This window comes from Candidatus Cloacimonadota bacterium, from assembly GCA_034661015.1.
Lineage (GTDB): Bacteria > Cloacimonadota > Cloacimonadia > JGIOTU-2 > JGIOTU-2 > JAYEKN01.
Window position 1 is genome coordinate 1 of record JAYEKN010000166.1, and the last position, 14,160, is coordinate 14,160.

The window sequence follows — 14,160 nt, forward strand, 5'->3', positions numbered from 1 at the left end:
TCATTGCAATATTTTCTTATAGCAAATTTATAATTCCGTTGCGTTTCTCCTACTTGTGCCTATCCCTTTGCTATCTAATCATCCAATTTATTGAACATATCTTTCTCAACCGCACAAATAGGGCATAACCAAAATTCAGGTAATTCCTCAAAGGGAATTCCTTCATTTTCTACCGGATCATAAACGTAGCCGCAAATACTACAGATATACTTTACATTCTCTTTCATACAAACTCCTTAAAATTTATACGCCAAAATTATAATATCAGGTTTTATTAATCAATTATTTTGAAAAAATTCAGAGGTTTTATTTATGAGAATATTTTCAGCGGAAAGAATTAAATTTTATTCTCACATGCATTTTTGAGCAAGGGGAATTTTATCGTTAGAATTACCGCACACAATTTTTTAAATTTATTTACCATCACCACATTTCTTCATAACTCAAGAAATATAAAAAAAATTTGTCCGCTTCCCGGCGGATTACAAACATATAATAAATTTTGCAATATACAGCCCTCTAATAAATCTTATAAAACCTGCCTTAATTTTGAATATATTATGAACATTATTTCAATTTTTTTCAACTCAACCCCTAGTCCCTTCTCTTCAAAAAGAAGGGGAAAACCCCCTCTTTTTTCAAGAGAGGGGGTTTGGGGGTGAGTTTAAATACCTATAATTTCTACTAAAACAAAAAAAATGGTGGGTGATACTGGACTCGAACCAGTGACCCCTACGATGTGAACGTAGTGCTCTAACCAACTGAGCTAATCACCCATCAAATATAACAATAATTGACCATCAGATAAAATAAAGTCAAATTTAGCTATTTTTTATTTCTGCTTGTGCTGTGGATAATCTTGCAATTGGAACTCGGAATGGGGAGCAACTAACATAATCCAAGCCAACTTTATGGCAAAATTCTATGGATTTGGGTTCTCCACCATGTTCACCGCAGATTCCGATAGTTAGGTTTTTGTTTACGGAACGTCCCTTTTCAACCGCAATTTTCACCAACTGCCCAATCCCTTTTTGATCTAAGGATTGGAAGGGATCATTTTCCAGCAAACCTTTTTCAACATATTGTTTTAGGAATTTTCCAGCGTCATCACGCGAAAAGCCAAAGCCCATTTGGGTTAGGTCATTTGTCCCGAAAGAGAAAAATTCAGCTTCTTTTGCGATTTCATCAGCAACAAGACAAGCACGAGGAATTTCAATCATAGTTCCAATCTTATAATGAAGATTCACGCCTTTTTCTTTGATAATTTCGTCAGCGAGTTTGCGTGCAAATTCTTCGATAAATGAGAATTCACTAACATCGCAGACGAGCGGAATCATAATTTCCGGTTGAACATCTACACCTTTTCCCACCAAATAGCAGGAAGCCTCGATTATTGCCTCAACCTGCATTTTATAAATGTCTGGAAAAGTTACTCCGAGTCGGCAGCCCCGATGTCCGAGCATGGGATTGAATTCTTTTAATTTATTAATTGTTGATTTAATGTCAAGAAGGGATTTACCGAATTTTTGACTCAACTTTTCAATACCCTTTTTATCATCACTTTTTGGCAAAAATTCATGCAAAGGAGGGTCGAGAAGTCTAATGGTTACAGGAAATCCCTGCATCACTTCCAATATTCCCTTAAAATCTTCAATTTGTACTTTTTTTAATTCAGAAAGAGGATATTTGCGATCTGCTTCTGTTTCAGCTAGAATCATACCACGCACATAATCAATCCTGTCTTCTTCAAAAAACATGTGTTCTGTTCGGCATAATCCGATTCCTTTTGCACCATATCTTCTGGCAACCGTTGAATCTTTGGGATTATCTGCATTTGCATGAACTTCAAGTTTGCTAATCTCATCACTCCAGTCCATTAATTCATTGAACTCATTAGAAAACGTTGGTGTTTCCGTACCGATTTTTCCCTTGATAACTTCACCGGTTCCACCATCAAGAGAGATAAAATCGCCGCCATGAATTTCTTCGCCATTTGCAATAAAACAAAGAGACTTGTCCTTCTGCTCTGTGAAAGAAATATCACCGCATCCTGCAACACAACATTTTCCCATTCCTCTTGCTACAACAGCAGCGTGAGAAGTCATTCCACCAAGTTGGGTGAGGATTCCATTTGCAGAATGCATCCCTGAAATATCTTCAGGAGAAGTCTCTTTTCGGACAAGAATCACCGGAACATTTTGTTCTTTTGCTTTTACTGCATCCTCTGATGTGAATACAACTTTTCCAACTGCTGCACCTGGGGAAGCAGGAAGTCCTTTTGCAAGCAACCTTCCTTCTTTTATGGCTTTCTTCTTTTCAGCATCCCGAAAACTTGGGTGAAGTAATTGGTCGAGTTGGGCAGGATCAATTCTCATAATAGCGATTTCCTTATCAATTATACCTTCTTTTACCATATCTACAGCAATTTTTACGGCGGCGTGGGCGGTGCGTTTACCTGTTCTGGTTTGGAGAAGAAAAAGATTACCTTTTTGAATCGTGAATTCCAAATCCTGCATATCTTTATAATGGTTTTCAAGTTTTTTTTGGATTGTATAAAGTTCTTTGTAAACTTCGGGCATCAATTCCTCTAAGGAAGGATATTTTTCTTTTCGCTCATCTTCGGGAACATTTGCATTTTTTGCCCAATTCTTTGAACCTTTTTGGGTGATCTCTTGGGGTGTACGGATACCTGCAACCACATCTTCCCCCTGAGCATTAACGAGAAATTCACCGTAAAATTCATTTTTACCTGTGGAAGGATCTCGTGTAAAAGCAACTCCGGTAGCACAATCGTTACCCATATTTCCAAATACCATTGCTTGAACATTTACCGCAGTTCCCAGCAAACCGGTAATCGAATTTATTTTTCGGTATTCGATAGCACGCTTGTTATTCCATGAACCAAAGACAGCATCAATGGATTCCCATAGTTGTTGTTTGGGGTCTTGAGGGAATTCGTGCCCAAGTTGCGTTTTATAAACTTCTTTGAATTGGGCGACAATCATCTTTAAATCTTCCGTTGATAATTGCAAATCAACGGAAAGGTCTTTCTTTCTTTTTATCTGAGTTAGAATTTCTTCAAAATATTCACCATCAATTCCGTGAGCAACATTACCGAACATCTGAATAAGTCTGCGGTAAGCATCCCAGGCAAAACGGGGATTATTTGAAGCTTCACCAAATTTTTCCACGACCGAATCATTCAAGCCCAAATTAAGAATCGTATCCATCATTCCGGGCATAGATTGAGCAGCACCGGATCGAACCGACAAGAGTAAAGGATTGTTGGGATCACCCAATTTCATGCCCATCTCATTTTCCAATTTTTTAAGATTGTTTTCAACTTCTTCTCGCAAATTTAGGGGATAATTATTTTCGTGCTCAGTAAAATATTTACAAATTTCCGTAGTGAGTGTAAATCCGGGGGGAACAGAAATGCCAATGCTACACATTTCCGCCAAATTTGCACCTTTGCCGCCAAGTAGTTCTTTCAAACTTTTATCACCATCTACCTGTGTTTTTCCAAAATAAAATACTTGCTTTTTCATATTACCTCTTTTTCGTTCCGAATATTCGGAATTATTTATAATATATGTTAATACTTTTTCGGGTACCAGTTTTTCAATTGATACTCCATTGGTCAATTTTTCCCGAATTTCCTGTGAGGAAATTGGGATTTTAGGGATTTCAATAAATTTTAATTTATCAATGTAATCTAATGGTCCTTTTTGAAACCGGTCATTTATATTTCTGCTCAGAACCACAAATTGGGCAAGTTGCAGCAGTTTTTTAAATTTAAACCAATTTTTAATCTCGGGAACATTATCTTCACCGATAATGAAATATAGATCGTCAGCAGGATATAACTTCTGTAATTTTATCAAAGTGTGATAGGTGTAAGAATTGGAATTATCATCACTTCTTTCCAGTTCGAGCAACTTAAAACCGTTTTTACCTTCAAGTGCCAGAGCAAGCATCTCTTTTCTCTGTTTATAGGATGCTACCGGCTTTTTATGGGGAGGATTACCGGATGGAACAAAGAACACTTGATCCAAGCCAAGCTCATTTTTGCAATATTCTGCAATTTTCAAATGACCAAAATGGATAGGGTCAAAAGTTCCGCCAAGTATTCCGATTTTCATATGAAGGATATCTTTGTAACACCAAACACTAAAAATCTAATAAATATATTGATTTTTATATGCTCCCGGGTGCAATGTGAACAACCGTCCCCTTATTCAACAATAAATTGCTCAATAACTTTAATATAAGGATGATTCGGATAATTTTTCCGAAATCTTTCCAGTAAAATCGCAAGTGAATCCCAATCTTTTTGATCAATATAAATTTTTGCAGCAAGGATTGAGGACTTTTCATCAATGTCAGAAGTCCGGTTTAAGACAAGAATCTCTTTGAGATACATCAGCGAAGCGTTGTAATACCCCATTATAAAATACAAATCGGCGTTATCGTATTTTTTCTCAAGTAATTTATTTCTGCAAGTGTAAATTATGTTTTCTGCTTCTGCACCGTTCTCTGCATCTGGATAATTGCTAAGATACTGAATAAAATATTCGATTGCTTTTATTGTCTCGGTTTGATCATAAGAAGGTGGGTTGGAGATTTTGTAATAACTTTTACCCAACATAAAAAGAGAATTTTGGGCATAACTTGATAGCGGATAAAGACGCAGTAATTCCTGATATTCATAAATAGCATCTTCGTAAAGTTTCAAATGAAAATAGGAATTTGCCAATCTGAATTGTGCTTTTCGGATAAGAGTATCACCCCTGCTTTCAAAAGTAATAATTTCGTAAATATCTTTTGCTCGATTATATTTATGATTGTCGTAAAGTCGATCGGCTTTCTGCATTTTCCGGGAGATTGTCATATTGTCAACCTTCTGATGATGTGCACAAGCAACGATGGAAATGGCAAAAATTATTACAAGCAATTTTTGAATATTAAATTTCATAATGTAAATTAAACCTTTCGATTATTGATTTTCTAATAAGTCAATTTTCTCATCTACTAATAAAATATTGTGGTAACCGGGATGAGTCTCTCGAATTTCTTTTAGCTGAGTTAAAGCACCTTGGTATTCTTTCATGCCAATCAGACAGAGAGCGATTTTCAACTTAGCATCCACGGTTTTATCTGTAAACGAGTAATTCGAAATCACTTTATCGAAGCTATACATTGCAGTTTCATATTGTTCCAGACAGTAATAGCATTCACCAATCCAATATTGAGAATTTTGAGCCAGATCATTTTCCGGATAATCATGTATAATTTGGGAAAAACCCCCAATACTTTCCTGATATTTTCCATCTTTATAATACTCACGGGCTCGTTGGTAGATTTTTTCCGGAGTAGGATTTTCCAATACAGGATATTCTTTTACACTGCTGACTACTTTCGTATCATCTGGTTCTTCCGTAATTTCCACAATAGCCGCGTCTTGTTGTTGAAGTTTCGATTCGAGAGCGTTTACTGAATTTTCCAAGCCGCGAATTTTTGCTCGAAGCGACTTACTTGTTCCGATATTTGCATCGATCAATTGAACTTTTTTATCAAATAAAACTCTAAACTTTTCAATTTGTTCTTGAGCAGATTTAATTTGGATTGTCAAAGAATCCACTGCTTGAGAATTACCGGTTATTCTTGAGTCAACATTTTTATATCGCTTAGTATATGAGCATTGGGCAAGGATAAGGAAGAGGAAACAGAAAATCCAGATTTTTTTCGGGTGAATCATCGAGACATTTTTTTTCACAACTACCTCGTGTTTTTTATTTTATCTTTTCTCTATATTCTTCGTTCTCTTTGAGATTAATTTTTTTGCAACATCTTAATTATTAAAAAAAGCTTTGTAGGCTTTGTATGAGGAGAACACATCAGCTTTGCTTACAATCTCAAAAGGAGAATGCATTGCGAGAACAGGAGGACCACAATCAATAACTTCAGGACCATAATTAGCCATATATTTTGCAATCGTCCCACCACCACCTTCGTCCACTTTTCCCAGTTCAGCACTTTGCCAACAAACATTGTTTTGGTTGAAAAGATTACGAATTCTTGCTACGAATTCCGCATTCGCATCATTTGAAGAACCTTTTCCACGTGAACCGGTAAATTTTGTGAGAACAACTCCGAAGCCAATGAGAGCCGCATTATCTTTTTCATGGACGTTTGCAAATGCCGGATTTATTCCAACACTTACATCAGCTGAAAGAATTTGGGAGTTCAACATTACTTTTTTCAGCATTTTCGCACTATCCAGACCTTCATGCTCAATAACATCGGAGATAAAGTCAATGATAAAATCGGATTGTGCTCCAGTGTTTCCTTCGCTGCCTATCTCTTCTTTGTCAGCCAAAAAAACTATCGAAGTATATTCGGGTGCTTCCGTATCCAAAATTGCTTTGAGGGAAGTATAGGCACAAACACGATCATCATGCCCGTAGCCGCCCACCATGCTTCTGTCAAGTCCAACATCTTGGGCGGCAAATGCAGGTACAATTTCCAATTCCGCACTAATGAAATCCTCTTCTGTGATTCCATATTTATCGTGGAGAATGGCAAGACAATTTAACTTGATCTTCTCTTTAACATCTTCGTCAGGATAGGGAATCGAACCGAAGAGTAAGGTTAATTTTTCGGAATCTATGGCTTCACCGATTTTTTTCTTGTATTGACTTTGAGCGAGATGTGGAAGAAGGTCAGCGAAAGTAAACACAGGATCATCTGCCTGATTCCCGATGTTAATCTCGATGCACGTTCCGTCCTCTTTCACTACAGTTCCGCAGATAGCAAGAGGAATTGACATCCATTGGTATTTTTTAATTCCACCATAATAATGGGTGTGAATCATCAAGAGTTTAGCCGTAGGATCTTCATAAAATGGAACTTGTTTAAAATCAACTCGCGGTGAATCTACGTGAGCAACAATTAGTTTGAAGCCTTCCGAGATATTTTTTTTCCCAAATCGCACAATTGCCAGACTTTTCTTGTGATTTATGCGGAAAATTGATTCTGCATCTTTGGGAAGAGAACCGGTTGCTTCGATAAAATCATTTTCAGTTAGAATTTTCTTTGTATTTTCAATAACAAATCTTTCTGTTTTTCCTTTATTCAAATAATCAATATAATCATGGGAGAAATCCAAAGCTACCTTTTTCTCATCTTCGGAAACGTCTTCCCAAAAATTCTTTTTCTTATACGCTAATTTTTTTTGCAACTTTTCTGCTTTACTTTTTTCTTTTGACATAAATATCCTTCTGGGAGTTTTTAATCCCGGTTTTTGGTTTGTTGTTCTTTAGTATTATTTTTTTCAGCAATTCAGCAGGTCAGCAATTGCTTTACACCTATAATTTATCTGCGACAGCTTGTGCTACTTCGAGAGTTGTGGAATTTCCACCAAGATCATAAGTTCTCACTTTTCCTTCTTCAATAACTTCTGCAATTGCCTTAAAAAGAGCATCGGCATATTCGTTTTCACCAATGAAATCGAGCATAAGTTTTGTGGAAATCAGCATAGCGATCGGGTTAACTTTATATTGCCCGGCATATTTGGGAGCACTTCCATGAGTTGGTTCGAAAACGCCTAAATCATCACCAATATTTCCGCTTGCTGCAAACCCAAGTCCGCCCACGAGCTGTGCTGAAAGGTCGGAAATAATGTCTCCAAACATATTACTTGAAACTAATATTCCATAATTTTGAGGATTTTTAATCAGCCACATTGCCATAGCATCTACATTCGTTTCCCAAAGTTCAATACCGGGATATTCTGTTGCAACTTTTCGAGCCTCGCGCACCATCAAGCCGGAAGTTTCTCGGATAACATTAGGTTTTTCTACAACCGTAACGGTTTTATACCCATGCTTTTTTGCATATTCAAAAGCATTTCTGACAATTCGACTGCAGGCTTTTCGTGTGAAAATTCTACAGGAAATTGCCAAATCATCAAGTGCTGTACCTTCAAATTTTGCCATTTTTTTATGATTTTCTTTCAATGTACTGAAAACCGCTTCGGGAGTCGGATGAAATTCTACTCCACAATATAAACCCTCTGTATTTTCTCTAAAAATCACAAGATCAATATCATCACGATAATTTAGCGGATTCCCTTTGAATGAAACGCAAGGACGTAAATTTGTATGCAGATTGAATCTTTGTCTAAGTCCCACTATCGGGCTGGAATAGGTCAATCCTTTATTCTGCAATTCGGGAGCGAGTGCCTTTTTTGCTTCTTCTTTCGGTTTGGAAGTAATCGCTCCGAAGAGAGCTGCTTCCACATTACCAAGCAATTCGACAGTTCGATCAGGTAAAGGGTTGCCCTCTTTTTTCCAAAATTCCCAACCAATATCACCGTGAATATATTCAGCGTCCAGATTAATTTTATCCAAGACGATCTTTGCTGCTTCCATCACGTCGTTGCCAACTCCATCACCGGGCAACCATGCAATCTTATGCTTAGCCATATCAATTCTCCTAATATTTTATGCTTTTTATTTTATACTTCAAAATTCCAACCGGTGCTTTTACTTCAACCTCATCCCCCATTTTTTTCCCCAACAATGCCTTGGAGATCGGAGCTTTGCAGGATATTTTTCTCATATTCCCTTCTTTACCGGTTTCGTCTTCACCTACGATTTTATAATTTACAATTACATCTCTTTTCAAATCGAACAATTCAAGTTTCGCTCCAAATCGGACTTCGTTTTTATTTATTTCATCCATATTTACAACTCTGAGAGCAGCAAATTTCATTTGCAATTTTGCTATTTCACCTTCAAGAAATTTCTGATGTTCTTTTGCGGCAGTATATTCTGCATTTTCACTTAAATCTCCCTGCTCGCGAGCTGTGGCTATATCCATGATAACAGCCGGTCTTTCCACTTCAATCATGCGTTTCAGCTTTTGCTTCAACTTTTTTAATCCCTCTGGGGATATATAAACTTTATCCATTTGCTGTAATTCCTTTTATCGCAGAAACTATCTTTTCAATCTTTCTATATTTCTTCGTGCTACTTTTCCGGCTTCCTTTATGCGAGTATTTCCACTTTCTTCCCAATTTTTTATATCCTCTTCAATTATCTTTACATTTTCACAAATAGCGTGAGAAAGAATCTCAACAAAATTGGGATTATAAGTAGATTTATATGTTCCATAAATCTCACGATAATAGTCCTCATCAACCTTGAAAATCGTCTTCAGCAATTTAATATTTCCATCTCTTATGGCTTCGTTATTAATATTCCAGTAAGATTCGCATTTCTGAAAAATTCCCCGTACTTTTGTTTTATCACTTTGCAAATATCTGCAAATAATTCTGAAAATATTTTTAATAAGAATATCCGAAGATTTAATATTGATCCAACCAATTATTTTATCAACGTATTTATCAGGATGTTTTTTGAGTAAGGGAAAGATCAAAAAATCAAACATGTTTCTTAAAGCAGAATAATCCTTCTCAGATTTTATAAAATTCACAAACAGGTCGTCATATTCACCCGGATTTTTCTTTATAATATCCCTCATGATGTAGTTATAAACTTTTACGCCTACATCTTTTTTATTTTTTCTGATAAATTTAAGGAAAGGTAAAAATGGTTCCGGCTCAACAGTCATATACCTTCCCATCTGTTTGGCAACATAGGTTATTATTTCACCGGATATCTCACCATCAACTCTTTCGGGATAAGCATTATAAATTATCTCAAAATCATAATCTTTCGCAGGAATTTTATTTTCTACAAAATCTTTGGAGTCTTTTTTTAGTCTTTGCTTCCAGTCATATAAAATCATTTTCTAATACCTTCTTTGCCACTAAATTATTTAACAAATTTTTTACGTTTTTGTGGTTCATATTATTTTTATCTTATTATCGCTATTTTCCCGTGTTTAAAATCATCAGAATATTTTATCATATAGAAATACACACCGGATGCAACCTCTTTATTGGCAGCATTTTTCATATTCCAAACTATGGTATTATAATCCTCCGAAAGTTGCGGATTCGACAGTTTTTTTGTCAAATTGCCGGCAAAATTATAAATATAAACTTCTGCATTTCCGGTTGTGGGAAGATTTTTGAAATATATTTCTTCACAAGTAGCTTTTGCAGGATTTGGTCCCACTTTTACAGCATGAAGATTCTTGATCGGCAATGAAATTTTAATTAGATTTTTCCCCGGTAAAATTATATTTCCAGCCAAGTCCTTAATATTGAACACTTTGATAAAATATGAATTACCTGTAGTTCCAAGTTCATCCGATAAAAACAAAATTACTTTGTCTCCATTATGTTCAATGCTAGAAACAGTAATATTTTCATAACCAACCGGAAAAATTAGATTGTAATTTTGTAAAACCATGGCAGATTCATTTTGAACATACTCGCTAAATGTTAATTCAATTTTGCTTTTACCATCCATTGAACAGCTTTCAATATATGGTGAATGAATATCAGTTTGAAAATCAAAAGCCAACAAACTGTCTTGCATCGGTGTATGTAAAATGCCCTCAATATTTTGCAAATGAATAGTAAAAGGTGCTAATTCCGGTTCAAAGATTGAATCGTATGTTAGAATAACTCGCATGTTGCTTTGAGTTAGAATTGCTGAAAGTGGATACCCATAATTTTCAATCTGATAATTTGTCAGATTTGTTGAAGAAAAACTCAAGGGATTATCAAAATGCAAACTTACAGAATTAAGGGCGATCATTGAGACGGAATCCACAATCGGTGCTGGATATGGAATCGCATTTTTTTCTAAGGTCGGATAACTTTCTTCTCCACCAAAAAAAGCAGAAATCTGATAATGATAGAGAGAGTCTTTTATCACGATTGTATCCACAAATGAAGTCGTGGTGGCAGAAATCGAATGAGTAACCGTTGAGTCAAAAGAAGTTGTGCGATAAATATTGAAGCCTTCTATATTATCTTGAAGATTCCAAGTAAGTTGCACAGAATGGTCATTCAAAGGATAGACATGAAAATTTTGGGGAGTGGGAATACTTGGCATATCTTCGTCAAATTTATAAATGACTAAATCCAACTCATCCTGTTCATTATATTGGTTAAATGCTAATTCGTGAATACCATTATTGTTGAAATCCACAGGTACAGGATAATAAGAACGATACGAATCCCCTACCCATTTTGCCTGAAATTTTCCATCTTCCATTCCAAAAACATAAATATCCGGAGCAGCAGCTATTACCACCTCGTCTTGCAAACTATCAGCATTCACGTTTGCAACGCACATTCCATTGGAAGAATTCACTCCGGAAATTTGGGTGTAATCCAAAAGATAATATTCATTGTCATCTGAAGAAGCAAAAGCACCATATAACCAGAACTGATTATTGGGATTCATAATATCATCGTTGTAACCGCCAACAATAAACTCATTCATTCCATCGCCGGTTAAATCACCAATCCCACAATAATAAGCGTGTCCAACCGGAATATGGAGCGTATCAACAATTGCAATATTCATTGTTTCATTATCTATCACTTCAAAAATTAAAATATCCCCGTCAACATCGGATAGTAAAATATCCAATTTATCATCTCCATCAAGATAGCCAAATTGTGGGTGAGCCGTTAACTCGTTTCTGGAAAAAGTGGGAGTATCATTCAAGAGCCATCTTTGAGCATACACAAATTGATTTCCGACACGTGTATAAATTTGATAGGCGGTTCTGGAATTATCTAGGAAAGTATTAACGAGCAGTTCATCGCATCCGTCAGCATTCAGATCGTAGAAAACACATCCATATAATGCGCTTATATCTCTACTTCCGAAAATAAAAGTATTAGGATAATTTTGAGAAGATGAGGCTTCATAAACCACAAGGGAATCCCCAATATTCCCCACAATTTCCGTTCTTCCGTCTCCGTTTGTATCACCCAAACTCCAAGGTTGAAATTTGTCTTGCATTACAAATTTTGTAACAAGGGAATTATTTTCATCTTCACAGAAACAAACAGAACCAACATTTCCGCTCTCCGGAAACTCCATAAAAACCAGATCTTGTTTATTATTGTGATTCGCATCTCGCGCTTCACACAAATAAACGCCTCCGGAATGACTCAAATATTTCTCGTATCCATTCGTGGGAACAGTATAATTTGCAATCGAAATTGAATTTGAAAAAATTTCACTCACATTAATCAAATCGGTTTTATTCTCGATTTTTACATAGAATGAAAGGTCATCCTGTGGAAGATTATCCGGAAGTCGTAGCGAAGTATAGTCGGAAAATCTGGAGGAAATCATAGTTACAGTATCAAGTGTGGATGAAAAACATTTTGCCGTAAACCTTACAGGTTCATTAGCTGCTGAGAGAACAAAATAAGCGTTTTCATCAAAATCGTACCTTTGGCAATATCCGGTGGCGTTCGGAATAAATTGCGGTGGAGTTTGATCAATATTAATTTGAACAATATCAATAAATATATTTCCGTGAATATCATAGGCGGCTAATCGTATATAATAGGTAGAATCAGCCAAGCCGGCAGTGTTGAAATAAGCGAGAGTATCGTTTATGATCTGGGAAAAATATGGCTGTGGTTGGGAATTATGTGTTACAACATCGAACCAATCCTCTTCTTGCGGATTGGATTTTGTAGAAAATGTAACGGTATATTTAAAAAAATCGGGACAGAAAGCAATTCCTACAACCGGAAAATCACAATTAAATCCTTGTTCTGTAACAGGTGAAGATATCACTACTTCCGGTATCACTCCCAGATTTGCATTTTGCAAAAGCAGATTTGAGTTAATCACTCCATGACCGAAATAATTATCATAACCATCTTCACCAAGATCATCACAGGAAATTTTTAGAAGAGAATAAATCTCGTTATTTGTAAGAGTGGGAATATTTGACAAAAGTAAAGCAGTTACACCGGATATAAAAGGAGCTGCCATTGAAGTGCCGCTCATTTCCTGATACTCATTATCAAGTGCTGTGCTGAGTATCAAAGCTCCTGGAGCCACGAGATCCAGACCTTCACCATAGCAAGAAAAAGAACATCTTTCCAGGGATTCATCAATCGCTCCTACAGAAATCACATTTTCAAGGGCAGCCGGATAAAAAAGGTGATAATTATTTTGACCGCCGGAATCATTTCCGGAAGATGAAATAATTGCTACACCCATAGAATAAACATAATCGCATACATCTTTTATAATTGGAGATAGCTCGGTATCTCCCCAACTGATATTGATTATTTGTGCTCCGTTATCGGCAGCATAAACCATCGCAGCAGTAGCATCGTCATCTTCGAGATAACCGCTGTTTTGGACTTTAAATCCAGCTCGCAGATTCATAACTTTCCCAAACCATGAAACACCTGCCACACCGAGATTATTATTTGTTCTGGCACCCATAATCCCAGCACAATGTGTTCCATGCCCCAGATCATCAAGCGGATCATTGTCGCGAATTCTGCAATCCCCATGTGCATCAATAATGTCTGTGTCTGTAAAATCCCAGCCTTGCCAATCGTCCACAAAACCGTTTCCATCGTCATCAATTAGGTTGGTCTCTTTGTTTTGTCCCTGACTATCAAGCCCCATTTCACCCGAATTATGCCAAATATTATCTGCCAGATCAGGGTGATTATAGTCCACACCGGAATCAATCAATCCGATAACAATCTGCTCATTTCCTTTTTCATATTCCCAAGTGGTATTAGCTTTTACTGCTGAAAAAACCCATTCCTGCTCAAAATATCGCGGATCATTGGGAACAAGATAGAACATTTCGTTGAGATGATTTGGTTGAGTATAGACAACCTCACCTCTTTGAGCAGTAAGATTTTTTATTTCCTGAAAATTAATATCCTTGGCACAAATTACTTTATAGATGAAATAATTCTGAGATTGCAAAATAGGTTCTATGGAAACAACAGAATATTTTTCCATAATGGAATCAAAATGAACGAAACCTGTATTTTTTCCATTTATGTCTGCTTCATCCTCAAATCTGACGATCAACTCTTTTGGAGAAGTTATTTCCGCATTAGCAATTTGCGAAAACAATAATGAGATGAATAGAACTACAATGATTTTTTTCATATTTTATGCCACTAATTGACTCGAATTTTCACTAATGACTTTTTTGAATAAATATTTTTGT

The 14,160-nt window shown here is 36.2% G+C and carries 9 protein-coding genes and 1 tRNA gene; all 10 read right to left on the bottom strand.

The features are described 5' to 3' along the window. Nucleotides 1-74: 74 nt before the first annotated feature. Nucleotides 75-227 (bottom strand): rubredoxin, encoded by a 153-nt coding sequence (locus U9P79_06340; protein MEA2104242.1) that lies wholly within the window; start codon nucleotides 225-227, stop codon nucleotides 75-77. A 472-nt stretch (nucleotides 228-699) separates the two neighbouring features. Next, nucleotides 700-776, bottom strand: a tRNA-Val gene (locus U9P79_06345). 45 nt (nucleotides 777-821) lie between these two features. After that, nucleotides 822-4,142, bottom strand: a complete 3,321-nt coding sequence (ppdK, locus tag U9P79_06350; protein ID MEA2104243.1) for a pyruvate, phosphate dikinase — start codon at nucleotides 4,140-4,142, stop codon at nucleotides 822-824. A 92-nt stretch (nucleotides 4,143-4,234) separates the two neighbouring features. Continuing rightward, nucleotides 4,235-4,975, bottom strand: coding sequence for an outer membrane protein assembly factor BamD (gene bamD / locus U9P79_06355; protein ID MEA2104244.1), 741 nt, complete (start codon nucleotides 4,973-4,975; stop codon nucleotides 4,235-4,237). A 21-nt stretch (nucleotides 4,976-4,996) separates the two neighbouring features. Continuing rightward, entirely contained in the window at nucleotides 4,997-5,776 is a 780-nt protein-coding gene (locus tag U9P79_06360) for a tetratricopeptide repeat protein (protein MEA2104245.1), read from the bottom strand. 75 nt (nucleotides 5,777-5,851) lie between these two features. Continuing rightward, a complete protein-coding gene (locus tag U9P79_06365; GenBank protein ID MEA2104246.1) occupies nucleotides 5,852-7,270 on the bottom strand; it encodes an aminopeptidase in 1,419 nt (472 codons plus the stop codon). Between the two features lie 97 nt (nucleotides 7,271-7,367). Continuing rightward, nucleotides 7,368-8,486 carry an isocitrate/isopropylmalate dehydrogenase family protein gene (locus tag U9P79_06370; GenBank protein ID MEA2104247.1) on the bottom strand — a complete coding sequence of 373 codons (1,119 nt, stop codon included), beginning with the start codon at nucleotides 8,484-8,486 and terminating at the stop codon, nucleotides 7,368-7,370. A 10-nt stretch (nucleotides 8,487-8,496) separates the two neighbouring features. Continuing rightward, nucleotides 8,497-8,973, bottom strand: a complete 477-nt coding sequence (gene greA, locus U9P79_06375) for a transcription elongation factor GreA (GenBank protein ID MEA2104248.1) — start codon at nucleotides 8,971-8,973, stop codon at nucleotides 8,497-8,499. Between the two features lie 27 nt (nucleotides 8,974-9,000). Then, the gene (locus U9P79_06380; protein ID MEA2104249.1) at nucleotides 9,001-9,813 is read right to left on the bottom strand and encodes a hypothetical protein; all 813 of its coding nucleotides are present in this window, start codon (nucleotides 9,811-9,813) and stop codon (nucleotides 9,001-9,003) included. 68 nt (nucleotides 9,814-9,881) lie between these two features. Further along, on the bottom strand, nucleotides 9,882-14,099 hold the full coding sequence (locus U9P79_06385) for a S8 family serine peptidase (protein ID MEA2104250.1): 4,218 nt from the start codon (nucleotides 14,097-14,099) through the stop codon (nucleotides 9,882-9,884). Between the last annotated feature and the right edge of the window lie 61 nt (nucleotides 14,100-14,160).